Raw genomic sequence first — 25,002 nt, forward strand, 5'->3', positions numbered from 1 at the left:
GATTGAAATCAAAAACCCGCGGGGGCTTCAGGCTCCCCGCGGGTTTTTGTTTGCCAGAAGCCACCCGCTCAGTGGTGGAAGAGCACGCTCGCACCCTGGTCCGAAGCTCCGACGGCGCGGCGGAACGGCGCGAAGAGTTCGCGGCCCATGCCGAATTCATTGTCGGAGAGATCGACGACGACAGGCTCGCGCTCGGCCAAATCAGCCGCATCGACGAGCAGCTCGAGCGTGCCCTTGATCGCGTCGAGGCGAATGATGTCGCCCTCGCGGATGCGGGCGATCGGGCCGCCGTCGACCGCTTCCGGCGTCACGTGGATCGCGGCCGGCACCTTGCCGGATGCGCCGGACATACGCCCGTCGGTCAGCAGCGCCACGCGGAAGCCGCGGTCCTGCAGCACGCCGAGCGGCGGCGTCAGCTTGTGCAGTTCCGGCATGCCGTTCGCCTTCGGGCCTTGGAAGCGCACGACGGCGATGAAATCGCGGTTGAGCTTGCCTTCCTTGAAGGCGTCCTGCAGCTCCTGCTGGCTGTGGAAGATGATTGCCGGCGCCTCGATGATGTGGCGCTCCGGCTTGACGGCCGAGATCTTGATGACCGCCTTGCCGAGATTGCCGCGCAGCATCTTCAGCCCGCCATTCGCCTGGAACGGTGTTTCGATGCTGGAAAGCACTTTGGGGTCGACGCTTTTTTCCGGCGACGGCTCGCGCAGGACGGCACCGTTTTCACCGAGACGGGCGTCGACCGTATAGGCTTGGAGACCGTGGCCGAAGACGGTGCGGACGTCGTCATGCACCAAGCCGTGTTTCAAGAGTTCCTTGATGAGGAAACCCATGCCGCCGGCCGCCTGGAAATGGTTCACGTCGGCAAGTCCGTTCGGATAGACGCGAGCAAGCAGCGGGACGATTTCCGAAAGCTCGGCAATGTCCTGCCAGGTAAGATGGATGCCCGCCGCCCGCGCCATGGCGACGAGGTGCAGCGTATGGTTGGTCGAGCCGCCGGTCGCATGCAGGCCGACGACGCCGTTGACGACCGAGCGCTCATCGATCATCTCGCCGGCAGGCGTGAATTCGTTGCCGAGCGCGGTGATCGCCAACGCCCGCTTGGCGGCTTCGCGCGTCAGCGCTTCGCGCAGCGGCGTGCCGGGATTGATGAAGGACGAGCCGGGCATGTGGAAGCCCATGATCTCCATCAGCATCTGGTTGGAATTGGCGGTGCCGTAGAAGGTGCAGGTGCCGGGGCCGTGATAGGATTTCGATTCCGCCTCCAGCAGTTCGGCGCGTCCGACCTTGCCCTCGGCAAAGAGCTGGCGCACGCGTGACTTTTCGTCGTTCGGCAGGCCTGTGGTCATCGGACCGGCCGGAACGAAGATCGACGGCAGGTGTCCGAAGGACAGGGCCGCGATCACGAGGCCCGGCACGATCTTGTCGCAGACGCCGAGGAAGAGGGCGGCATCGAACATGTTGTGCGACAGGCCGACGCCCGCCGACATGGCGATCAGGTCGCGCGAGAACAGCGAGAGCTCCATGCCCGGCTGTCCCTGGGTGACGCCGTCGCACATCGCCGGCACGCCGCCGGCCACCTGCGCCACGCCGCCTGCTTGGGCTGCCGCCTCGCGGATGATCGCCGGATAGGTCTCGAACGGCTGGTGGGCCGAGAGCATGTCGTTATAGGCGGTGATGATGCCGAGATTGGGGATGCGGTCGCCGGCGAGCGCATCCTTGTCGGCGGGGGAACAGACCGCGAAGCCATGGGCAAGGTTGGCGCAGCCAAGCACCGAGCGCGCGACACCCTTGGAAGCGGCGGCGCGCAGGCGTTCAAGGTAGCGCTCGCGGCTTGGTTTCGAGCGTTCGACGATGCGATCGGTGATCGCAGAAATGCGTGCGTGAGCGGACATGGAAAATCCCTGCCTTGTTCGTTGTCTCTATCTGTTTCGGCGGCTCTGGCCTGAATCTCGGTCCGGATGACGGCGGATCAGGGAGCCCAGTAGATCTCGACCGGGGAAGTGGCCCGGCGCAGAACGGCGCGGATCGGCATTTCTGCCTCGTCACCGCTGCCTTCCGCCTTGGCGAGAACGTCTTTTTTGCCTTCGCCCTCAATATGGAGAACCAGGAGTGCGGCATCCTGAAGACTGGAGAAGGTGAAGGTCAGGCGCGGCTCACCGGCTCCTTCCGCTTCCATGGTGATGATGCCGCGCGGCGTCGATGCATCGATTGCCTTGGCAAGATTGCTGCCGCCGGGAAAGAATGAGGCGGTGTGGCCGTCGCCACCCATGCCGAGGATGACGATGTCGAAGGGTGAACTGATCGCCCTGGTCTTCTCGGTTGCGAGCCTTGCCGCCTCCTCCGCGGAGGCAGCATCCTGATAGAGCGGCAGGAAGCGTGCCGCCTTTGCCTTGTTCTGCAGCAGATTGGCATCGACCAGCAAATGGTTCGAGCGCGGATTGTCGGCCGGCACGAAACGTTCGTCGACAAGCGTGATCGTCACCTTGTCCCAGGCGATGTCGCGCGTCGAAAGCGCCTGGAAGAAGACCTTCGGCGTCGAGCCGCCGGAAACGGCGATGGACGCCGTTCCGCGGGCGGCAATCGCCGCCGAAAGCGTATCGGCGACCTTGTCGGCGAGGCTGCCGGCGAGGTCTGCGGCGCTGGCGAAGGAATGCAGGGTCGATACCATCGATTTCGTCCTAGATTTCGTCATGCCAAGTGCGGCCGTCACGCTCGATCAGCGCGATGGCCTGGCTCGGCCCCCAGGTGCCCGCCGTATAGCCCTGCACCTGCTGGCCGGTCGTTTCCCAACCCTTGAGGATCGGATCCACCCATTTCCATGCGGCTTCGACTTCGTCGCGGCGCATGAACAGCGTCTGGTTGGAACGGATCACGTCCATCAACAGGCGCTCGTAGGCGTCGGGATTGCGGACGTTGAAGGCCTGGGCGAAGCTCATGTCGAGCGAGACGTTGCGCAGACGCATGCCGCCCGGACCCGGATCCTTGATCATCAGCGACTGCTTGACGCCCTCATCCGGCTGCAGGCGGATGATCAGCTGGTTGGCGTTGATGCGCCCGGCCGCCTGGTCGAAGATCGCGTGCGGGATCGGCTTGAAGGTAATGACGATCTCGGACATGCGCCCGGTCAGGCGTTTGCCGGTTCTTATATAGAAGGGAACGCCGGCCCAGCGCCAGTTGTTGATCTCGGCCTTGATGGCGACGAAGGTTTCGGTGTTAGAGACGCCGCCTTCGAGTTCTTCGAGGTAGCCCTTGACCGGGCCGGTGCCCGATGCGCCGGCGCGATACTGGCCGCGCACCGTCGCCTGCTCGACGTTGGAAGCATTGAGCGGCTTCAGCGCGCGCAGCACCTTCAGCTTCTCGTCGCGCACGGCTTCCGAATCCATCGACGAGGGCACTTCCATCGCCGTCAGGCAGAGCAACTGCAGGATGTGGTTCTGCACCATGTCGCGCAGTGCGCCCGCCGTGTCGTAATAGCCGGCGCGGCCTTCGAGGCCGACCGATTCAGCCACGGTGATCTGCACGTGGTCGATGTAATTGGCGTTCCACAGCGGCTCGTAGAGCGCGTTGGCGAAGCGCAGCGCCATCAGGTTCTGCACCGTCTCCTTGCCGAGATAATGGTCGATGCGGAAGATCTGCTCTTCCTTGAAGGCGCGGCCGATCGTGTCGTTGAGCTGCAGCGCCGAGGCCAGGTCGCGGCCGATCGGCTTCTCGACGACGATGCGGGTCGACTTGGTGATTAGCTTGTGGTCGTGGATCTTCTGCGAGATATCGCCGAAGATGCCCGGAGCGACGGCGAGGTAGAAGGCGCGCACGCGATCCTTGCCTTCGTCGAGCAGCTTCTTCAGCTGATCCCAGCCGGCATCCGTGCGGGCGTCGACCGAGACGTAGTAGAGGCGGGCACAGAATTTCTCCACCTCCGCCTCGTCATATTCACCCTTCTTCAGGTGCTCGTTCAGCGCATCCTTGGCGAATTTGCGGTATTCCTCGTGCGTCAACGGGCTGCGCGAGGCGCCGATCACGCGGGTCGGTTCGCTGAACTGGCCTTCGATCTGGCGATGATACAGCGCGGGCAGAAGCTTGCGTTCTGCAAGGTCGCCGCTGCCGCCGAAGACGACATAATCAAAGGGCTCAACGGGAATGATTTGGCTGCTCATGAGCTTGTCTCTCAATCAGGCTGGTTGGCGGCTCTTTTAATCTAATCGATTTAAAAAAGCCAGTGTGCAGTGCAATGAATCTCTCAGGAACCGGTTTTAGAGCGAATTTCCAGAAGAGGAAATCCGCAATCGGACTAAAATTTGTCGCGAAGTGCAAACCACGACAAGGCGAGGAAAAGCAACGGCGCCCGCATCCGGGCTCCGCCGGGAAAGGCGGGAATATCGAGCGATGTGAAGAGATCGAGATCGCCGGATTTTCCAAGCACCGTTTCCGCATAGAGCTTGCCACAGTAGTTTGACAGCATGACGCCATGGCCGGAATAACCGCCGATCGAGATGACCCCGGGCATGACCTCGCGCACGAAGGGTTGGCGCGGCAGGGTGATGCCGACGCTGCCGCCCCAGGAATGGGTGATCTCGATATCCCTCAGCTCTGGATAGATCTCGGCGATCTGTCGGCGAATGTGCTCTGAAATGTCCCGCGGATTGTCCGAGGTATAGGCCTCGCGCCCGCCGAACAGCAGGCGGCCGTCACCGAATTTGCGGAAGTAGCGCACGACGAAGCGCGAATCGGCCACGGCCTCGCCCCCGGGCAGCACGTCGGCATGCCCGTCGAGCGGCGCCGTGGCGCCGATGAAGGAGCGGATCGGCATGACATGGCTTGCCGTTACCGGCTCGAGGTCGCCGATATGGCCGTTGCAGGCGATCAGCGCGCGCTCAGTGGTGATCGTTCCCCTTTCGGTTTCGATCGTCACCTTGCCGCCGCTTTGGCGGATCGCCGTCGCCTTGGTCATCTCGAAGATTTCAGCACCGGCATTGGCCGCGACCCGCGCGAGCCCGACCAGCAGCTTCAGCGGATGGATGTGGCCGGTGCCGACATCGCGTACACCGCAATGGAAACGCTTCGAACCGAGCCTCTCCTGCGTTTCCTTCTCGTCCATGAAGCTCAGATGCGGATAGCCGTAGCGTAAGGCGGCGATTTCGGCATTTTCGTAATAGTCGCGTTTGTAGCTCGCCTTGTGTGCGACGTTGAGCTGGCCGGGCACATAGTCGATCTCGATCTGATGCTCGCGGGCGAAATCGATGAGATGGCGCTTGGCCGCTTCGGCAAGATCGAACAGCGCCTTCGAGCGTTCGTAGCCGATCTTCTCCTCGAGTTCTTCCGGCCACCATCGCTGACCGGTGCCGAGCTGGCCGCCATTGCGCCCGGACGCCCCGTCGCCGAAGCGGCAGGCGTCGATCAGGATCACCGAAATGCCTGATTTGGCAAGATTATAGGCGGCCTGCAGGCCGGTATAGCCGCCGCCGATTATGGCGACGTCTGATGTTCTCGAGCCGTCGAGAGCGGGGTAGGTGGGGCGCTCCCCGACGGTTGCCTGATACCAGGACAGCCCGGGCGCGATCGGGCTCTGCCACGTCTCCTGCGATGCCATTTGGTGCTTGCCTCACACGTTGAGCAGAAGGAATTCCCGCTCCCAGGGGCTGATCACCTGCATGAAGGTCTCGAACTCGCCGCGCTTGACGCCGGCATAAAGGCCGATGAACTGCTTGCCGAATATCTCCTCGAAGGCGGGTTCGTCCTCGAGCAGCGCCACGGCCTCCAGCAGGCCGCGCGGCAGGTCGATCGATCCTTCATTGGCCGAATCCTCGGTCGGCGCCGTCGGCTCGATCTGCTTCATGATGCCGAGCAGGCCGGAGGCGAGCGAGGCGGCGAGCGCGAGATAGGGATTGGCGTCCGAGCTCGGCAGCCGGTTTTCCACGCGCCGCGCCTGCGGATCGGAGACCGGGACACGGAAGGCCGTCGTCCGGTTGTCGTAACCCCAGGCATTGTTGACCGGGCAGGACATATCGGGCTGCAGGCGCCGGTAGGAATTCACATAGGGCGCCAGCATCGCCATCGCGCTCGGCACGAATTTCTGCATGCCGCCGATGAAGTGGAAGAATTCCTTCGAAGCCGATCCATCGGCATTGGAGAAGATGTTCTTGCCGGTCTCGATATCGACCACCGACTGGTGGATATGCATCGCCGAACCCGGCTGGCCCTGCATCGGCTTGGCCATGAAGGTTGCATAGATGTCGTGTTTCAGCGCCGCTTCGCGGATCGTCCGCTTGAACAGGAACACCTGATCGGCAAGCTCGATCGGATTGCCGTGGCGCAGGTTGATCTCGAGCTGCGCCGGTCCCTCTTCATGGATCAGCGTGTCGATCTCCAGCCCCTGCTTCTCCGAGAAATGATAGACGTCATCGATCAGTTCGTCGAACTCGTTGATGCCGGCGATCGAATAGCCCTGGCCGCCGAGGATCGAGCGGCCGGACCGGCCTTTGGGCGGGTGGAGCGGATAGTCGGGATCGTCGTTTTTGGCGACGAGGTAGAATTCGATCTCGGGCGCCACGATCGGTTTCCAGCCGCGCTCATGATAAAGGCTCATAATCCGCTTCAGCACGTTGCGCGGCGTATAGGGCACTTCGCCGCCGTCCGAATCGACGATATCGCAGATCACCTGCGCTGTCGGGTCGGTCTCCCAGGGCACGACGGACAGCGTCGAAAGGTCGGGCATCAGCTTCAGGTCGCTGTCGCGCGGCTCGTAGCGGAAGCTCTCCGTCTCGTCGGGATATTCGCCCGATATCGTGTGCCGGTAGATCGCCGAAGGCAGCGCCAGCGAGGTGTTGGAGGTGAATTTCGAGCTCGGCATCATCTTGCCGCGCGCAACGCCGGCAAGGTCCGGCGTGATGCATTCGATGTCTTCGATGCCCCTGTCCCTCAGCCACCGCGCTGCTTCCTTCCAGTTCGCAACGCCGCGCAGGGATCCGGGTTCCGGGGGAGTTTTCTTCGAGGCGGGTACGTTTCTGGCAGGCTTGAGCGTCGTCTTTTTTGGGGACATGACACACCGGTTTGTATTGATCGTGGCGCCATCATAACCAGACTTTGCCAATTGGCGAGGGGTGGCAAACGTTGACTTTCGCCCTTTGATGGAAAAAGAAGACGTGATTTTGATCGGGGAAACGGGTTTGCAGCGCAAAAGCGACGTTATCGTCATCGGCGCCGGAGCGGCGGGCATGATGGCGGCCATCCGCGCCGGAAAACGCGGCCGCTCGGTCGTCATCCTCGACCATGCCAGGGCGCCCGGCGAGAAGATCCGCATATCAGGCGGCGGCCGCTGCAATTTCACCAATATCCATGCCGGACCGAAGAATTTCCTCTCCGCCAACCCGCATTTCTGCAAATCGGCGCTCGCCCGTTTCACACCTGCCGACTTCATCGCCATGGTCGACCGCCATGGCATTGCCTGGCACGAAAAGACGCTCGGCCAGCTTTTCTGCGACGATAGCGCCAAAGATATCATCCGCATGCTGCTGGCCGAGATGCGCATGGCCGGTGCAGTGCTGCATCTCGCCACCGAGATATCAGGCGTCGAAAAGACCGAATCCGGCTTCCGGGTATCGACGAGCGAAGGTCACTGTGAAGCATCGTCGCTGATCGTCGCCACCGGCGGCAAGTCGATCCCGAAGATGGGCGCTACCGGCCTTGCCTATCGCCTCGCCGAGCAGTTCGGCTTGGCTGTGCTCGAAACTCGACCCGGCCTCGTGCCGCTGACGCTCGATCCCGGCCTGCTGGAAAGCATCGCGCCGCTCGCCGGCATTGCCGCCCCGGCCGAAATCCGCCACGGCAGGACCGCCTTCCGCGAAGCGCTGTTGTTCACCCATCGCGGGCTGAGCGGCCCGGCCATCCTGCAGATTTCCTCCTATTGGCGCGAGGGCGACGAGGTCGTGGTCGCCATCGAACCGGATATCGATATTGCGGCGCATTTGAAGACGGCAAAGCAGCTCAATGGCCGCCAGTCGCCGCAGACAGCCCTTGGCGACATCCTGCCGAAGCGGTTGGCACAATTTCTCGTCGAGCGCGAAAAGATCTCCGGCAACATGGCCGACCTGCCCGACAAGGCGCTGCTGCGTCTTGCCGCCGGCGTCCAGAACTGGGCGGTCAAACCGTCCGGCTCGGAAGGCTACCGCACCGCCGAAGTGACGCTCGGCGGCATCGACACGGCAGCGCTCGATTCCCGCAGCATGGAAACAAAAGCCGTGCCCGGCCTTTATTTCATCGGCGAGTGCGTCGACGTCACCGGCTGGCTCGGTGGCTATAATTTTCAGTGGGCCTGGGCTTCCGGATTTGCCGCGGGCGAATGGGCCTAGAAAAGCCGATTCAAGACTTCTTAATAGAGGTGCGCCATCCTGTCTCAATTGGCGGTTTGCAAGGTCGTTCCTAAATTAAGCTTTACCGGCAAGCCGATTTGTTGGATTGTTGTTGTGTCAGAGAGAAGTGAGGTTTCGACAATGAACAGAAACGCACGACGCGCCCGCGCCATCGCAATTGCCGAGGCAAAGCCGAACGCTCGAATGGTCGCCCTGCGCTATCTGATGCTTGCAGCCGGCGCCACCGCCGCCAGCCTCGCGCTGCTGCTCTCGCACTTCATCTGATCCCGTCCGCAGGCCTGGAGCAAACGTTCCGGCATGGGTGATCACCTCACCGCAACGACGCGGCCCATAATTTTGCAACTATTTCACTGCCTTGGCTTAACCCGCCGTCACTGCTTATCCGAAAATTAATATCTAATCTGACACAATTGCTCGCGAATATTTGGGCATCTCCAAGTTGTTTGGACATGAACTGGCAATGACTGCCGCCTGGCTTCCGGGTTCCCCAATGTAAAATAAGAACAGCTCGATGTGCACCCGGCTGGCGCCATGTGGCCGCCTGCGGGAGGAGTGGTGTATGAAAGGCCCGGAACGCCATGTTGATTGATAAGATTCTTTCCCGCTTCAGGATCAAGACGAAGGTTCTGATCTTCGTTCTGCCTTTCGTCGTCACCATTTCGGCGGTGGGCCTGACCGGCCTCTACGCTTCGGGACTTCTGCAGGGCCGCATGGAAATATCCAACAGCGTGCTGCAGTCGCTCAGCGGCTTCAAGGATCTCTATGGTTCGATGGATGATTTCCTGCGCGTCACCAGCCCTGAGGCGCGCGACAAGCTGCTTGCGGATCTGAAGACCCAGCAAGGCGTGCTCGACCAGACGCTGAACCAGGTCGGTGAAGAGGCCGCTGGCCGCGACAGCCTTGCGGAGGCATCGCGCCGCACCAAGGAAATTTCCGGCGTCGTCGGCAAGCTCTGGGCCCTGCACGAGCAGGAACAGGCATTGCATGAGCAGATCGACGCGGCCCAGAAAAGCGTGATCAGCACCCGTTTCACCGTGTCCTACCAGGCCGAACAGTTGCAGAGCACCGTCCAGAGCGACGAGAGCGCCGCCACCAGCACCCTTCGCACGGCCGACCGCCTGCTGAAGGGCGGGGATTTCCTCGGCACCGTCGCCAGCGGCTTCAGCAAGCCGCAGACACCGCAGGACAAGATCGCCTTCATCAACGAACAGATGCCAGAGATCATCAAATCGCAGCGTCTGATCGCCATCTCCGTTCCGACCAATCAGAAGAATGTCATCGACGCGCTGGCTGCGACCATCGACGGCATCAAGGCGATCGTGCAGACGCCCAATCCGACCGACGAGACGGCAACCGAACTCGGCCGCCTTGTTTCGCGCTTTCGCCAGACGTCGACCTATACGCAGCTGACCGCAACGCAGAAGATGCGTGACGCGACCCAGGAATTCGCCGCGCTCGACGGCCGGATCGCCCAGGCCAACTCGGTCCTGCAGGATACGAGGCGTCTCGAAAATTCCGTCTATTCGCTGCAGATCGTTCTTTCCGACTTTCTCGCCGACTCCAGCAAGGAAAATCTCGTGCGCCTGCAGCAGCAGGCCGGCACGCTCGGCAAGGACATGCAGGTGCTGGTCACCAGCGCCAAGGGCATGGGCTTTGCCGAAGGCATATCCGGCGCGATCCAGCCGGCGCTCGACGTCATCTCCGGCGGCGGCTCGAAGATCGTCGACACGATCGGCGAGCGCGTCACCGCCTATGCCGCCGCCCGCCAGGAGCTCGACCAGATCTGGAAAAAGCTGACTGATTTCGCCGAGCTGCAGAAGCAGACGGCCGGCACCGAGCGCACGCAGGCAAACAGCATTTCCGTCATGACCACCGGTCTCGGCATCCTGCTGTCGATCCTCGGCGGCATTGCCCTGGTGCTGACACTGCAGCGCCCGATCAGCCACATCACCGCCGCCATGCGCCGCATCGCCGAAGGGGCGCTGGATACCAGCATCTCCGGCGAGCAGCGCCACGATGAAATCGGCGACATGGCCCGCGCGCTCGGCATCTTCAAGGAAAACGCCATCTCAAAGATCCGCATCGAGGAGCAGAGCGACGAGGAACGCGCCGCCGCCGAACATGAGCGCCAGCGCAACGACGCCGAAAAGCGCGAGATGGATCGTCAGATCGAATTCGCGGTCAATGCGCTTGCCGCCGGCCTCGAACGCATGTCGCAGGGCGATATCTCGACGACGATCGAAACGCCCTTCATCGGCCGTCTCGAACAGCTGCGCCAGGATTTCAACGGTTCGATGATGCGCCTGCAGGCGACGATGAGCCAGATCCGCGACAATGTCGAATTGATCCAGGGCAACGGCAACCAGATGGCCCAGTCTGCCGAGGATCTCTCCAAGCGCACCGAACAGCAGGCTGCCTCGCTCGAAGAGACCGCGGCTGCCGTCGATCAGATCACCGTCACGGTCCGCTCGTCGGCCGAACGCGCCAAGGATGCCGACCAGATCGTCCGCCAGGCCAAGCGCAGCGCCGACGATTCCGCCGTCGTCGTCAGCAATGCGATCGACGCGATGAGCCGCATCGAAGGTGCCTCGCGCCAGATCGAGCAGATCATCGGCGTCATCGACGAGATCGCCTTCCAGACCAACCTCCTGGCGCTCAACGCCGGCATCGAGGCGGCGCGCGCCGGTGAAGCCGGCAAGGGCTTCGCAGTGGTCGCGATGGAGGTCCGCGAGCTTGCCCAGCGTTCCGCAGCCGCGGCGCAGGAGATCAAGGGGCTGATCAACAAGTCGACCAACGAGGTCAATTCCGGCTCGCAATTCGTGCAGGAGACCGGCACGGTGCTCGCCAAGATCAGCGCCCAGATCGTCACGATCAGCCAGCATGTCGAGATGATCGCTCGCGCCAGCCATGACCAATCCAACGCGCTGCAGAGCGTCAACGCGACGGTCAACCAGATGGACCAGATGACGCAGCAGAACGCCGCCATGGTGGAGGAGACGACTGCCGCCAGCCGCGAACTGGCCGACGAGGCCGGTTCGCTGCGCCGGCTCATTCAGCAGTTCAAGATCGACGGCGAAGCGACCGGTGCGCCGGTCTATCGCGCCGCCTGATCATCGACCGACCCGCCTTCGTGCAAACGGCCCCGGAGTTTTCCGGGGCCGTTTTTCTTTATTTCGCAGAAATCGCGCTCCGGTCGGATTGCGAGCGGCGGCGCGGCCATCACGCAGAGATGGTCCGTCCGAAAACGAGACCGATGAATAGCTCCGACAGCCCTGATTTACGGAGAATCTTCCTTAACGCTTTTAGTCTAATTTAACCTTGGTCTATCTCCCGGGGGTCTCGATGCTGCGCCTTTTCTCTACGTCGATCGTACGCCAGATCGTTGCGATCACGCTGTTTCTGCTGGCGATCAGCACGGCCGCCATCGTCGGCGTGACCTATTACAATCTGAGCCATCAGGTCATGGCCGGGGCCGTCTCCGACGCGAAGGACGCCGCCCGGGCGATGGCTGTTCTTTACGGTGCGGCCGATCAGGCTGCAAAGGTCGAACTGAAGGACAATCAGCTCTCCGCTGTTACCGAAGACGCCATTCCGGCCCTTGCCGATCATTCGCTGGTCGATCGCACGGCGCAGTCGATCGCCGGTGTCGCGACCATCTTCCAAAAGCAGGGCGGCGACTACGTCCGCATATCCACAAACGTCAAGAAGGAAAACGGCGACCGCGCCGTCGGCACCAAGCTGATCGCCGAGCACCCCGCCCAGCCGGTTCTCGCCAGAGGCGAGGCTTACTACGGTCCGGCGGAGCTTTTCGGCCGCAAGTTCATGACCGGCTATTTCCCCATCAAGAATGCCTCGAACGCCAATGTCGGCATTCTCTTCATCGGCATTCCGATGGAGGTCTATTACCAGCGCATGTATGAGCTGCAGATGCTGGTTCTCGGTGTCGGTCTTGTCGTCATGCTCATCGTCGGCGTTCTCGCCTTTTATGCGATCCGCCTGTCGGTGAAGCCTTTGCAGGCGCTGACCGCGAGCGTCCACTCGATTTCTGCGGGCGATCTCGAAGGGGCGATCCCCTGTGTCGAAAAGAAGAACGAGTTCGGCGACATCGGCCGGGCCTTGGCGCTTTTCAGCGATAGCGCCCGCGCAAGGCGCGACCTGGAAACCCAGGCTGCCGAACAGCGCGCCTTGAGCGATGCCGAACGGGCCAGGAACGATGCCGACAAGCGCTCGCTCGACGGCCAGATCGACTTTGCCGTCAACCAGCTCGCCGCCGGCCTCGGGCGCCTGTCGCAGGGCGATGTCTCGCAGACGATCGGCACGCCCTTCGTCGGCCGGCTGGAGCAGCTGCGCGTCGATTTCAACGCTTCTCTCTTGCGGCTCCAGGATACGCTGTCCGGTATCCGTGACAGCGCGTCGACGATCCAGCGAAACAGCAGCGCTGTCTCCGCTTCTGCCGGCGAGCTTTCGAAACGCACCGAGGCGCAGGCGGCGAACCTCGAGGAGACCGCAGCCGCGGTGGAAGAGATCACCGTGACGGTTCGTTCTTCCGCCGAGCGTGCCCGTGAAGCCAACAATGTCGTGGCTGCCACCAAGAAGACGGCCGACAGTTCCGGCGCCGTCGTCGGCGATGCCGTCGCCGCCATGGATCGCATCGAGCAGGCTTCGCAGCGCATTGAGCAGATCATCGAGGTGATCGACGACATCGCTTTCCAGACCAATCTTCTGGCGCTGAATGCCGGCATCGAGGCGGCGCGCGCCGGCGAGGCGGGCAAGGGTTTTGCCGTCGTCGCCCAGGAAGTCCGCGAACTTGCCCAGCGCTCGGCCGATGCGGCGCGCGAGATCAAGTCGCTGATCGAGACATCGAGCCGCGAAGTGACGGCAGGCTCCGAACTGGTCCAGAAGACCGGCAGCGTCCTTGCCTCGATCAGCCAGGAGATCATCGCGATCAGCGGCCATGTCGAAACCATCGCCACCGCCAGCCGCGACCAGTCGGCCGCACTGCAGGAGGTCAACGGTTCCGTCAACGCCATGGACCAGATGACCCAGAAGAACGCGGCGATGGTTGCCGAGACGACGCAGGCAAGCCGCCTGCTTGCCGGCGAGGCCGATACGCTGATGGCGCTGATCGAGCGCTTCCGCATCGTCGCAGAATCGGCACCGGCTCATCTCGGAGCAAGAAGAGTCGCCTGAACCGCGCAGCCGCAGCCGCTGCGGGATTGCGCCGCAGCCTTGCGGCGTCTTCCTAGATTGAGGTCGAGTGACGGCAGCCAGGCGGCGAAGCCAATGAGGCTGTTGTTTCCGAACTCGGCATAGAATCTATCCTCCTCCGCCTTGCAACCGCTTCGCTTGGGAGAGTGCCGATAGCCGATGGTGCCTGCGATGGTGATCATGTCGATCATGACGATGTCCTTTCCTGTGTAAGACATCACCTGATCTAGGCGTCGAATTTCTCTTTATAAACGGGAAAAATCCCGCTATGTTTTTCATCAATGAAAAACGCGAGTTGGGATTCCTATCAGCTTTTCCTGCAGGTGGCCCGGCTCGGCGGGCTGACGGGGGCAAGCACCGCAAGCGGGCTCAGTCCTGCGACCGTCGGCCGGCGCATGCTCGATCTCGAGCAGGAGATCGGCCGCGCATTGTTTTCGCGCAGCCAGACCGGATACCGTCTGACCCAGGATGGCCAGGCGCTGCTCGATCACCTGCAGGAGATGGAGGCCGCCGCCCGCAAGGTGGCGGCATGGCGGCAATCCGGCGAGGGCGGCACGACCGTCAGGGTCGCCGCCGGCACCTGGCTCGCCTGGCTGCTGACCGAGAATTTCGCCGCAATCCGCATGCCGGGCGATGCCTTCGCCATTTCGCTTACCATCGGCGAGGCGAGGGCAAGCCTTGCCTATCGTGAAAGCGATATCGGTATTCGCGCCTTCGAGCCTGAGGAGGCCAATCTCGCCGCACGTCAGCTCGGAGAGGTGGCCTATGCCGTCTATATCAGACGCAACGCCGCCGAGACCGACGAGCGCTGGATTGCCGTTGCTGAGGAAGAGGCGATATCGGCCTATCTGCGTTGGCCGCACGCCCATGCCGCAACAGGGATCGTCGCCACCGTCAATCGACCGCGTTCGCTGCCGGATCTGGTGCGCGCCGGCGTCGGCAAGACCGTGCTTCCCTGTTTCGTCGGCGATCTCCATCCCGAGTTGCAGCGGCAGGGCGGCGAGTTGCCGGAGTTGCGCCACCGGCAATGGATCGTCATGAATGCCGAGGACCGCCATCGCCCGGAGATCCGCACGGTCGCCGACCGCATGACCAAACTGATCAAAAGTTATGCCGATCTCTTCGCCGGAAAACGACCGAGCCGCGGCTGAAGCTTATGGCATCAGCCGGCGCACCAGCGCCCACCGCGCTCGCCTGAGCGCATATCCGCGTACATCCTCCGACCGCTGGTCAGCGCGAATTTGTCACTTCGCCTGACCATTTGAGAGAAGTAATCGGCTTGCAAGATCGGCAATTCCGATAACTCCAGCCCGTGCAGCCAGTTTAGCGGGCACTATGTTCGATCTTATGGCGGAGGGGGCTTGAATGCTGATATCGCGAACCAGATCGAGATAGCCTTCGGCAAGGCCGACACCACCTCCAATCACAATCTCCGCGGGATCGAGTATAAGTTGAATATCCCGGCAAAGCATGGCGATCCCACGCGCAGATCGTGCAACGATCGCTTTCGCCCAAGTTTCGTCGTTCCGCGCAGCGTTAAAAATGTCGGGGGCGGGCGTGGCGCCAAATCCCTGTCGCGCCGCTTCTGCCTGCATCCAGCGCCCGGACACTTGGTCCTCCAGATAAGTGGAACTACCGCCAAAACTTTGCATCAGCCCGAAATGCCCAGCGAGACCGCCAAGTGGCCGACCGTTGATGACGATACCTCCACCGACACCCGTCGATACGGTCAGAAAAACCAGATCGCCACCAGACCCGGCGCCAAAGCGATACTCGCCCCACGCCGCCGCCTGAGCGTCGTTCATCGCGAGGGCGCGTGCGCCAAACAAGGCCGAGGTTTCGTCGACCAGAGGGTAGTTTTCAGGTATTCCGAGTGTCTCAGGATTCATGGCTGACCAAAGCCCATTGCGGATGAAGCCCGTCACAGCAAGGCCGATTGCATCATACTTACCATGCCAACGCTCCGCGGCAGCGTGGGCGTTGGTGAGCCAGGTATCCGGTCCGTCAGAACGCTGTGTTGGAACGGTCACCTCCTCAAGGACTTCGGCGTCAGACACGAGCGCCGTCATCGTTTTTGTTCCACCGATATCGATGGCAAGCACCGGCCTCGTCACGCGTCAATCTCCAACGCCAGTATGCGATCAAGCTCGTGGGCGGCGTCCCTGTCCAGCACAATGGTCGTATGGGCATGGCGTGCGAGCGCGGAGCCGGGAACGGCATCTGTTATTGGCCCTGCAAGGCTTGCCGCAACCGCGCTGGCCTTCTCGATGCCGGTCGCCAGAACAACGATTCTCCGCGATTCTAGAATAGTGCCGATTCCCATCGTGATGGCATGCGTGGGTTGGCGTGAGCCCGGTGCGAAATAGCGCGCATTAGCTTCCATCGTCGAAGCTGTCAGCGCAACCCGCCGGGTGCGGGTGTCATGCGGGGATCCTGGTTCGTTAAAGCCGATGTGGGCGTTGCGGCCAAGGCCGAGAAACATCAGGTCGATGCCTCCACGCGCTGCAATCTGCGTTTCGTAGCGCGTGGCCTCCGCGCTCGCATCCGCAGCTGAACCGTCCGGAATATGGATATTTCTCTGCATGAAATCGATGTGCCGGAACAGGTTTTCACGCATGTAGAAGGCATAGGATGCAGTGTCGGTGCCTGGAATCCCAAGATACTCATCAAGATTGAAGGCGTGGGCACGATTGTAGCAACCACAGCCGTTTCGAAAGTCCTCAATCAGACGAGCGTACACCCCAAGCGGCGTCGCTCCCGTCGGCAAGCCGAGCGCGCAGTCCGGCTTTTCTTCGACTTGCCGAAGGAGAATTTCCGCGACGATGGCAGAGGCTTCGTCGACTGTATCCTTGACGATGATTTCCATGGTTTTTCCGTTCAATTCAGGCGTTGTCCAGTCGCGGCGTCGAAAAGGGACGCTTTCTCGGCCGCTATCTGTACCTTGATCGTCTGCCCAGGGGCGGTGCTCCCGGTTTCCAGCCTGGCTGTCGCCGTCTGTCCGTTGATCGATAAAGTGACGTTGTCCTCAGGGCCTGTCGACTCGACCAGGTCGACGATGGCGTCATGACCCTCCTCATCGTGACGGGCCAACTTTATGTGTTCCGGCCGCACACCAAGAATGACGTCTCCCGAAATGCCTTCGGAAAGTCCTGGGAGTGGAAGAGGCAGTTTCCAATCCTTTCCATCCGTGAAGATCACTGCGGTCCCATCCATAACAAGGCGGCCGCTGATAAACTGCATGGACGGCGAGCCGACGAACCGGGCCACAAAGGTGTTGGCCGGTTTGTGATAGATCTCATAGGGCGAGCCGACCTGCTGAATATCGCCCTTGTTCATCACGACAATTCTGGTCGCTAGGGTCATGGCCTCGATCTGGTCGTGGGTCACATAAACCATTGTCTTTCCGACGCGCTCGTGCAGTCTCTTGATCTCGGCGCGTGTCTCGACACGCAACGTCGCATCGAGATTCGACAGCGGCTCGTCAAAGAGGAAAATCTTCGGGTCGCGCACAAGAGCCCGTCCGATGGCAACACGCTGGCGCTGGCCACCCGAAAGCTCGCGCGGCTTCCGCTCGAGAAGCGGTTCAATTTGCAAGAGGCGTGCGACCTCCGACACCCTTTGCGAAATTGTCTCACGCGAGAGTTTGCGCATCCGGAGCGGAAAGCCGATGTTCTGCGCAACCGTCATGTTCGGGTAGAGCGCATAGGATTGGAACACCATTGCGACATCGCGCTCCCGTGTCGGGATGTGTGTCACTGGTCGACCCTCGATCACGATTTCTCCAGAGTCGATCGAATGCAGACCCGCGATCGCATGCAGCAGGGTGGATTTGCCGCAGCCGGAGGGGCCGAGAAGGACGACGAACTCGCCTTCATCGACCTCGACATCAATCCCTTTCAGCACCGAGATCGGGCCATAGGATTTTGTGATTTTCCGTAGGGAAAGCGACTGCTTGTTGGCCTGGATCATGCCGGTCATCCTTTTATACTTCCGAGTGACATGCCACGTACGACCTGGCCTTGAACCAACATGCCGAGAACGAGCATCGGCAGCATGACAAGCGTTGCGGCTGCCGTCAGCGGTCCCCACTGCACCCCCTGAAAAGTCAGGAACGACGTGATACTGACGGGCAGTGTCTGGGTGTCCCGCCCGGTCAGGACGAGGGCGATGAAGAACTCATTCCAGGTAAACAGCACACACAGGATCATCGTCGCGACGATTCCGCCCTTGGCAACCGGCAGGAACACGTTCCAGAAGATCGTCAGTTCGCGTGCGCCGTCGACTTTTGCCGCGTCGCGCAGCTCCTTCGGTATGTCCTCGAAGAAGGTGATGAGCAGCGATATGGCAAAGGGCACATTGATGAAGGCGTAGACCGCAATGATCACCCAGTGATTGTTGAGCAATTTCAACTGCGCGGCCAGAAAATACGTGGGAATGATGAAGATCAGGGGTGGTGCTATCCTGAGGCTCAGCACGAACTTTTCATTGCTGCGGCGCACCGGTTCTTCCTGTGCCACGAGCCCATAGGCGACAAGCGCACCGATCGCCACCGATATAGCGCTTGCCGTAATGGAGATAAGGACGCTGTTCATGAAGGCGCGAATGAAGACGCCATTGTTGAGAACGCGCTGGTAGTTCTCCCAGGTCGGTTCGAAGAACCAAACCGGTGGGATCGCAAAGGCATCCTTTGTCGTCTTTACCGATGTGACTACCACCCAGTAGAGCGGAAACAGCACGACCACGATGAGGACGAGGACGGCGATATAGAAGGCCATTTTGCGCATCACGCGGCTCCCCGTGCTTGAGCCTTGAAGGCCAGGTTGTACAGCAACAGCAGCGCGACATTGGTGAAGATCGTCAACACCATGGCAATGGTCAGGGCGTAGGAAATGTCGAAATTGGTGAATGCCGAAATATAGCCGTAGAGATTGAGTGTTTCCGTCGATAGCGCTGGCCCGCCGCGGGTCATGATGTAGAAGATGTCAAAGGTCTTCACACTGTCGATGGCGCGGATCAGGGCGACGACAAGAAGCGCACGGTGAAGCGCTGGCAAGGTGATGTGCCAGAGAACCTGCCACTCCCGAGCGCCGTCGACACGCGCGGCGTTTTGCGGATCGCCCGGCAGCGCTTCCAGTGACGCCATCGTCAAGAGCACGACAAAGGGTGTCCATTGCCAGATGTCGGCAATCATCACTGAGAACAGGGCGACGTTTGGATTGCCAAGCCAGTCGACCGGACCGAGATGAAGCTGGGACAGGAGGTAGTTCGCCATACCGCTCGACGGGTCGAACATGAAACGCCATGTCAGCCCGACGACGATGGGCGTCATGACGATGGGCACGAGCATGATAGCTCGCGCAATCCTCTTGCCATGGAATTCCCGGTCGAGCAGCAAGGCGACGAAAAGGCCGATGATCAGTTCGATGGTCGTGGCCAGCACTGTGAAGAGGACCGTGCGCCAGAGAGCATTGAGGCCGCGCGGGTCGAGCAGAAGCCGCAAGTAGTTGTCCAGCCCGATGAACTGTTCCTGCCCTGGCCGCATCAGACTGATATTGTGCAATGTCAGCCACACGACATAGATCGTGATGACCACCGAGACCGCGCCGAAAAAGGCAATCACCGGCTGATAGAAAAGCTTTGTCGCGTCGTTGAGCATAATGATCCCCGCAGTGTAGCCACGTCCGGAAATCCGGACGTGGCGCCCGTTTATTAGCGGGCGACTGCTGCGTCGTTGGCCGTGTTGGCTTCCGCCAGTGCGTCCTTTGCCGAAGCGGTGCCGGCGAGCGCCTTGGATACGGCGATACCAGCATTGTTGATGATTTCGTTCGCAGCAGTGACAGTCGGCAAATATTGCGGATTGCCCTGGTTGATCGAAGCCAGCATCGCTTCCTTGAAGGCTCCGTAGCGCTTGTTGAATTCATCCGAATTCAACGCAGCTTCAGACGTCACACCAGAGTTGGGCGCGATGCTAAACGACTTGATTTGCTGCTCCTTCGCCGTTGCCCATGACACAAATAGCCATGCCGCTTCTTTCTGGGCGGAGGCCGACGTGATATAAAGGCTGTGCACAGCGAGGGACGATGAGCCACCCTTCAATGCGTCGGTCTGTTTGGGAACCGGCACGTAGCCAACCTTGCCGACCACTGACGACACAGCCGGGTCCTCGTTGAATGCTCCGTTGACCGTTGCATCCATTGTCATGCCGGCCTTGCCCTGCTGGAAGAGAACGTGGTTTTCTTCCCAACCGAAATTGGCAGCACCGACGGGACCGTAGTCGCGTAGGACTTTTGCAAAAGCATCGAGCGAGGCGGCGGCCTCTGGCGTTCCAAGGGCCGATTTTCCATCCTTGGTGAGGAATTCGCCGCCGTAACCCCACAGCCAGCCCGCCCAGACATAGACGTTCTGGATACCTTGGGCGCCACGCATGGTAATGCCTGCGATCTCGCCGTTGGACTTTTCCTTGATGGTCTTAGCGGCGCTGGTAACCTCGTCAAAAGTCTTCGGCGGGGTGAGACCGTATTGCTCGAACAGATCCTTGCGATACATCAGGAACGTGCTCTCGCCGTAAACCGGCAGGCCGTAGAGTTTGCCGTCGACAATATTCGTGTTGAGGTAGCCGGGCACGAAATCGGCGCGGTCGAGATATTTGGGCAGCTTTTTCGTCAGATCGTCGAGTGGATCGATATATCCGGCCTTAACGAAGCCCGGAATATAGATGATGTTGTTCTGGACGACGTCGTAGCGGCCAGAGCCGGAGGAGAACTCCAGGAGCATCTTGGCGGTGATGTCGGATTCCGGGATGACCTCGAGTTCCACCTCGATGCCGGTTTCCTTGGTGAACTCTGGTAACAGCTTCTGGATGCCGTCGGTGGTCGGGTGGCCTTCCATCAGAACCGCAATATGCGTTCCCGCATAGGGCTGATCGGCGTCAGCCATTGCCGGCAAGGCCGAAGAGGTCGCAAGTGCAAGCGTGAGTGCAAGTAGTTGGCGTCGTTTCATGTCATTCCCCTTTTTTTGAACTGTCCATGCGTTGCGTTGAATTGCTTGATCGATGATGCGCTAGAGTCTCTCCACCTCGCCGCTTTCCGCCGATCGGATGAGGGCTCGGGTCAATTCCAACGAGCGAATGGCTTCTTCACCGCTGGCCACCTGAGAGGGGCCGCCGTCGAGCCATTCGAGAACGCTGGCAAGCTGGAGCTTGAGGTCGCCGCCAACCCGATTTTCGACGATCGGCCAATGCTGGGTGTCGATCTCGCGCGATGTCTGATTGTCTGCGAAATAAAGGCCGCTATCGCCGCACTGCACTTCGAATGAACCTTCGGTGCCGATGAGTTCCAGGCGTGCGTCGATCATGTGGCGAGCGCCGGCAGGCAATGACCAGGCGCTTTCAAACGTCACGACGGTCCCGCCCGAGAAGCGTACGACCGCCGCGATCGTATCCTGCGTGCCAAGCGATCCGAGGAGAATGTCAGTCTGCTGGGCGTAGACGGAAACTGGGGTCTGACCCTCGAGCATCCAAAGCACCATGTCGACATCATGCACTGTGACATGCAGTGCGAGCGGCAAGGTGCCGCCGTAACGCTTGGGGCCTTCGGTTCGGGCGCTGTTGCGGCGGGCATAGATGTGAATAGGCGTGCCGATCTTACCCGACGTAATCAGTTCGCGCGCCTTGTAGTAGCGTGGGTCGAACCGAAGCAGATAGCCGACCCCGAGCTTAACGCCCGCCGCCTTGCATGCAGCGACGATCTTGGCTGCATCATCCATGGTCGAGGCAATTGGTTTTTCAACGAAGAGATTTATACCTTTAGCCGCAATGGCGAGCGCCGGATCGAGATGAAGGTGATCGGGCGTGCAGATACTGACCAGATCAAGCTCTTCGGCAGCCAGCAGTTCCAGATGGGAGCTGTAGGCTTTGACGTTGCCGCGCAACTGACCTGCCAGCGCAGCGGCGCGTCCGATGTCGCTATCGACGACGGCGACGAGTTCAGCGCGGGGTTCGTTTGCGAAAATCGAAGCATGCATCGAACCCATGAAGCCGGCTCCGATCACGGCAACGCGAAATTTCCTTGTCATCTGCTTTCTCCATTGAATTCAGGCGTTGTGCGCGCACCGGCCACAGCATCCGCAAACCGCCGCGTGATCACATCCGGACGGGTGATGGCAGAACCGACCACGACAAACGCTGCGCCATATTCGATGGCTCTGCGTGCATCGGTGGGTTCCCAGATGCGGCCCTCGGCCACAAACGGGATGCCCGCGCGGAAAAGATCTTCCATCAGCTTAAAATCCGGCGCCTCGGTCTGTGGCGAATAGGGCGTGTATCCAGACAGGGTCGTGCCCGCGAAGTCGGCACCTGCGGCAACCGCCGCCCGCCCTTCGTCCAAGGTGCTGATATCGGCCATGGCGATTCGGCCCGCCTGATGCACCGCCTCGACAAGGGCAGCGACGCTGCAGGGTCTTGGTCTCGCTGTGGCGTCAAACGCCACAATGTCTGCGCCCGCCTCGCAAAGCTGGCGAACGTCTTCCAGCGTCGGTGTGATGTAAATCTCTGAATCCGGATGCTCGATCTTGGTAATGCCGATGACGGGGACGCTGACGGCATTTCGCACGGCGGACACATTTGCGACGCCCTCGATACGAACCGCCTTCGCGCCGCCCAATACCGCCGCCTTGGCAAGTGCCACAATGTGATCTGTCGGCTGCAAGGGGCTGCCGTCAGCCGCTTGACAGGAAACGGCAAGTGTTCCGCGCAAGGCTTCAAGGATGCTCAAGTTCCAATACCCTTCGTCTCAAATTCGAGGTCACGGTATCATAGTGAAATAAACCGTCAAGAAATTACTTATGATGAAAATTTCCGCCAAACCGTAAGAGCAAAAAAACAACTCGGCGAAAAGGGCGTTCGCAGGGGTCTTAAACGTTACGGTCGGTAACGCTTTGGGCGGTGTCGAGAATGGTAATAAGGCGGTCCGGCTCAGCCATCGTCATATAGGACGCCAGAGCATCGACAATCAGTAACTGGCTGATCTTTGAGGGAAAGGCGCCCCCCGTAAGCGGGGTCTCCGGCCAGGATGCCAACAGCACATGCGTGCATGTGGCTGCCAGCGGGCTTTTCGATCGATTGGTGATCCCGATCACGCGTGCGCCCCTCGCATGCGCAAGCTCGGCAATCTTGACCGTATCGAGGGTCGAGCCCGAACTTGAAATCAGGAAATAGACATCAGCGGGATTTGAGGTGGCAGCAGCCATCGTTGCCAGATGCGCGTCGCGGGCGATGTGGGAATGCACACCCAGGCGTGCGAGCTTGTATTCCAGATATTGCGCTGTGATCGCCGAAGCGGCGACGCCAAAAATCTCGATATGTTTTGCCTGCAGCAATTCCTGGGCAACGGCTTGTATTATCCTACGGTCGAGCAGCCGCTCGGTTTCATCGAGGGCCGTTCTTGCGGTCTCCACAAGGTTCTGAACCGGATCTCCCGTTGATATCGGGACGCTGGTTTGGCTCTGTGTCGCCAACTCCTGCGCCAAAGCCAGCTTGAAATTCTGGAATCCAGTGAATCCCAGTTCACGGCAGAACCGCATCACGCTGGCTTCCGAGGATTGCGCGTCTTCTGCAAGCTCAGTGATACTTTTGTAAAGTACCGCCTGCGGGTCTTCCAACGTGTAATCTGCGACACGCTGGAGCGCGCGCGTCATGTTCGGAGCGCGGGAGCGAATACTCGCAACGAGAGCCATATGCGGTGTCGGATTCACGTGATGTCCTTAAAAATGTTCTCCGACCCAGGGGGGCGGGCCGGAAAATATGCGGTCGCATGCCATTACGCCATCACGATCACCGTTTATCCACCCCGCTCTTGCAAGAAAACTCGCGGAGCGAAAGCCGCTATAGAGTGTTGCAAGATGTTCACTTGCGATTTTCACGATGGGTGAGCCGGCTTCATGCGTTCGGCAATACGGTGTGCCGTTTGCGATGGAGAGCGATAGCGTCTCGACCTGATCGCCCTTCATTATCTCCAACGTGACCTGCTCGGTCACTGAGTTGTAGCCGCGTGCCAGAAGCGCGTCCCTTGCGGAAAGGACCCGCATTAGAAACTCCTCCTGATGGACGAGACGCCATCCCTTGTCCGGCATCGCGAAAACCAACTTGTCCTGCGCCGAACCGTGCCACCGCACCCGCGGGTATACGGTCGAGAATGTCCCCAAAAACCGCAATATGCACCGAGCCGCCCGTCCCGACAGCGCCGCCCAATCCCGGATGATCATACATTCGGGATTGCTCGTATCGATGATCACATACGCAGCGTCCTCGTCGAAGACGTAAATGGATGTAGGGGGCTCCGGCCATGTCAAAAGAATGGACCATTGTGCCGCACTACGCTGCAGATTGCCTGCCTCCACCACGCATTGTCGCTCATGGATAGAGGCTAGGGTCGGCAGCGCGGCAGGCAGCGTCAACTGACGGCAATGGTACTTTTCCTTGATTTTATATAGCTCTGACGTTTCCGCTTCGTAGACAATTTCCGATCCGGCCAATTCATATCCGCCTCTTCGATAGACGGGGCGGGTTGATGCAAACAAGGTTGTCAGGAGGGCGCCCCTGCTGGCAGCGATCGCACCGGCGTCCTCCAGGATGGCATCTGCGAGGCCTAGGCCGCGATATTCGGGTAGAATGGCCACATGTGCAATGTTGCATGCTGGCACGGCTCTGCCACCGAACCAGTGCCCTGTGGCGATGAGAGCGAATACCGCCGCCGGCCTATCCTCATGGTCGGCGATATAGAAATTTTCGAGGCCCACCTTGCCCACATAGGCTTCAGTCTGTTGCACCGTAAACCCGAAGGACGTTGCGTAGGCCTTTTCGATGAAATCCGCATCTTGTGTTGCTGCAATACGTGATGTCATGGTTCGCCTTGGTGATAATTGCCAGAAAAATTCAAACTCTGAAAAATATTTTTATATGAGCGATGCCGAGCTGTCGAGGGCCACCGCAGCTGATCTGAACGGTCCGTAATTTTCGATCCGGCAAAGGTTAACCGATCCGGCACTGTGACCACGCATCGTGCGACCGGCGCGCAAGCCCCAGATCGGGATGAGTTTTCGAAAAGGATGAGCGCCCACGCGTCTCTCTGACACGCGGGCGCTCTGATTGAGAAATGGGGCCGACGTCATCGGCCCCGAAACTGGCCGGTCTTCGTCAATGCCGGTTGGTGACGACGACGGGGATCAGCAGGTCGCCCCAGTGGCCGTCGCCGCCATGATGACGGGCCGAGCGCACCAGTTCGACCGAGACGCCGGCCTCGACGGCTTTCATGACCGATTGGTTCAGCCGGTGCAGGTCGTTGGCGAGCATGCGGATCGTCGTCTGCTGATCCTCGCTCATGCTGCTTGCCTGCTCCTCGGCCCGTTCCCTGACGCGTGTGATGGATGCCAT

General features: G+C 60.6%; 22 protein-coding genes. 5 read left to right on the forward strand and 17 right to left on the reverse strand.

The window, feature by feature from the left end; all coding sequences use genetic code 11:
* Positions 1-68: 68 nt before the first annotated feature.
* From edd to RLCC275e_RS01870, 5 genes are all read right to left on the reverse strand, one after another.
* A complete protein-coding gene (gene edd / locus RLCC275e_RS01850; protein WP_033181608.1) occupies positions 69-1,892 on the reverse strand; it encodes a phosphogluconate dehydratase in 1,824 nt (607 codons plus the stop codon).
* 77 nt (positions 1,893-1,969) lie between these two features.
* Positions 1,970-2,668: a 6-phosphogluconolactonase gene (gene pgl, locus RLCC275e_RS01855; RefSeq protein WP_033181609.1), complete on the reverse strand. Its 699-nt coding sequence runs from the start codon at positions 2,666-2,668 to the stop codon at positions 1,970-1,972.
* A 10-nt stretch (positions 2,669-2,678) separates the two neighbouring features.
* Positions 2,679-4,154, reverse strand: a complete 1,476-nt coding sequence (zwf, locus tag RLCC275e_RS01860) for a glucose-6-phosphate dehydrogenase (RefSeq protein WP_033181610.1) — start codon at positions 4,152-4,154, stop codon at positions 2,679-2,681.
* 134 nt (positions 4,155-4,288) lie between these two features.
* Positions 4,289-5,587: an NAD(P)/FAD-dependent oxidoreductase gene (locus RLCC275e_RS01865; RefSeq protein ID WP_033181611.1), complete on the reverse strand. Its 1,299-nt coding sequence runs from the start codon at positions 5,585-5,587 to the stop codon at positions 4,289-4,291.
* Between the two features lie 12 nt (positions 5,588-5,599).
* Complete coding sequence (locus RLCC275e_RS01870; protein WP_033181612.1) at positions 5,600-7,036, reverse strand: glutamine synthetase family protein; 1,437 nt, start codon at positions 7,034-7,036, stop codon at positions 5,600-5,602.
* A gap of 88 nt (positions 7,037-7,124) precedes the next feature.
* On the opposite strand from RLCC275e_RS01870, the gene RLCC275e_RS01875 reads away from it, so the two are divergent.
* From RLCC275e_RS01875 to RLCC275e_RS01890, 4 genes are all read left to right on the forward strand, one after another.
* Positions 7,125-8,345: a BaiN/RdsA family NAD(P)/FAD-dependent oxidoreductase gene (locus RLCC275e_RS01875; protein WP_033181613.1), complete on the forward strand. Its 1,221-nt coding sequence runs from the start codon at positions 7,125-7,127 to the stop codon at positions 8,343-8,345.
* Positions 8,346-8,486: 141 nt separating this feature from the next.
* Positions 8,487-8,630: a hypothetical protein gene (locus RLCC275e_RS01880; RefSeq protein WP_012756101.1), complete on the forward strand. Its 144-nt coding sequence runs from the start codon at positions 8,487-8,489 to the stop codon at positions 8,628-8,630.
* A gap of 314 nt (positions 8,631-8,944) precedes the next feature.
* Positions 8,945-11,476 carry a methyl-accepting chemotaxis protein gene (locus tag RLCC275e_RS01885; RefSeq protein ID WP_033181614.1) on the forward strand — a complete coding sequence of 844 codons (2,532 nt, stop codon included), beginning with the start codon at positions 8,945-8,947 and terminating at the stop codon, positions 11,474-11,476.
* Between the two features lie 232 nt (positions 11,477-11,708).
* Positions 11,709-13,556 carry a methyl-accepting chemotaxis protein gene (locus RLCC275e_RS01890; protein ID WP_033181803.1) on the forward strand — a complete coding sequence of 616 codons (1,848 nt, stop codon included), beginning with the start codon at positions 11,709-11,711 and terminating at the stop codon, positions 13,554-13,556.
* Here RLCC275e_RS01890 and RLCC275e_RS01895 read toward each other — a convergent pair.
* Positions 13,529-13,765: a hypothetical protein gene (locus RLCC275e_RS01895; RefSeq protein ID WP_033181615.1), complete on the reverse strand. Its 237-nt coding sequence runs from the start codon at positions 13,763-13,765 to the stop codon at positions 13,529-13,531. The genes RLCC275e_RS01890 and RLCC275e_RS01895 overlap by 28 nt on opposite strands.
* Positions 13,766-13,855: 90 nt before the next feature.
* Here RLCC275e_RS01895 and RLCC275e_RS01900 point away from each other — a divergent pair, with 90 nt between their 5' ends.
* Positions 13,856-14,725 (forward strand): LysR family transcriptional regulator, encoded by an 870-nt coding sequence (locus RLCC275e_RS01900; protein ID WP_033181616.1) that lies wholly within the window; start codon positions 13,856-13,858, stop codon positions 14,723-14,725.
* A gap of 93 nt (positions 14,726-14,818) precedes the next feature.
* Here the strand turns inward: RLCC275e_RS01900 and RLCC275e_RS01905 are convergent, their stop codons facing one another.
* The 11 genes from RLCC275e_RS01905 to RLCC275e_RS01955 form a co-directional block, all read right to left on the reverse strand.
* Positions 14,819-15,688, reverse strand: coding sequence for an ROK family protein (locus RLCC275e_RS01905; protein WP_033181617.1), 870 nt, complete (start codon positions 15,686-15,688; stop codon positions 14,819-14,821).
* Positions 15,685-16,440: a glucosamine-6-phosphate deaminase gene (nagB, locus tag RLCC275e_RS01910; protein WP_033181618.1), complete on the reverse strand. Its 756-nt coding sequence runs from the start codon at positions 16,438-16,440 to the stop codon at positions 15,685-15,687. The genes RLCC275e_RS01905 and nagB overlap by 4 nt, the downstream gene beginning before the upstream one ends.
* Positions 16,441-16,451: 11 nt before the next feature.
* The gene (locus RLCC275e_RS01915; protein ID WP_082229766.1) at positions 16,452-17,552 is read right to left on the reverse strand and encodes an ABC transporter ATP-binding protein; all 1,101 of its coding nucleotides are present in this window, start codon (positions 17,550-17,552) and stop codon (positions 16,452-16,454) included.
* Positions 17,549-18,358 carry a carbohydrate ABC transporter permease gene (locus RLCC275e_RS01920; protein WP_033181619.1) on the reverse strand — a complete coding sequence of 270 codons (810 nt, stop codon included), beginning with the start codon at positions 18,356-18,358 and terminating at the stop codon, positions 17,549-17,551. Before RLCC275e_RS01920 ends, RLCC275e_RS01915 begins: the two co-directional genes overlap by 4 nt.
* Positions 18,358-19,230: a carbohydrate ABC transporter permease gene (locus RLCC275e_RS01925; RefSeq protein ID WP_033181620.1), complete on the reverse strand. Its 873-nt coding sequence runs from the start codon at positions 19,228-19,230 to the stop codon at positions 18,358-18,360. The genes RLCC275e_RS01920 and RLCC275e_RS01925 overlap by 1 nt, the downstream gene beginning before the upstream one ends.
* A gap of 53 nt (positions 19,231-19,283) precedes the next feature.
* Entirely contained in the window at positions 19,284-20,573 is a 1,290-nt protein-coding gene (locus tag RLCC275e_RS01930; protein WP_033181621.1) for an ABC transporter substrate-binding protein, read from the reverse strand.
* A gap of 60 nt (positions 20,574-20,633) precedes the next feature.
* Entirely contained in the window at positions 20,634-21,647 is a 1,014-nt protein-coding gene (locus tag RLCC275e_RS01935; RefSeq protein ID WP_033181622.1) for a Gfo/Idh/MocA family protein, read from the reverse strand.
* A complete protein-coding gene (locus RLCC275e_RS01940) occupies positions 21,644-22,345 on the reverse strand; it encodes an N-acetylmannosamine-6-phosphate 2-epimerase (protein ID WP_017967087.1) in 702 nt (233 codons plus the stop codon). Before RLCC275e_RS01940 ends, RLCC275e_RS01935 begins: the two co-directional genes overlap by 4 nt.
* Positions 22,346-22,484: 139 nt before the next feature.
* The gene (locus RLCC275e_RS01945) at positions 22,485-23,267 is read right to left on the reverse strand and encodes a MurR/RpiR family transcriptional regulator (protein ID WP_245494036.1); all 783 of its coding nucleotides are present in this window, start codon (positions 23,265-23,267) and stop codon (positions 22,485-22,487) included.
* A gap of 66 nt (positions 23,268-23,333) precedes the next feature.
* Positions 23,334-24,473, reverse strand: coding sequence for a GNAT family N-acetyltransferase (locus RLCC275e_RS01950; RefSeq protein ID WP_017967089.1), 1,140 nt, complete (start codon positions 24,471-24,473; stop codon positions 23,334-23,336).
* A gap of 292 nt (positions 24,474-24,765) precedes the next feature.
* Entirely contained in the window at positions 24,766-25,002 is a 237-nt protein-coding gene (locus tag RLCC275e_RS01955; protein WP_003545603.1) for an SMc00767 family acetate metabolism repressor, read from the reverse strand.

The sequence above is a fragment of the Rhizobium brockwellii genome, from assembly GCF_000769405.2.
GTDB lineage: Bacteria > Pseudomonadota > Alphaproteobacteria > Rhizobiales > Rhizobiaceae > Rhizobium > Rhizobium brockwellii.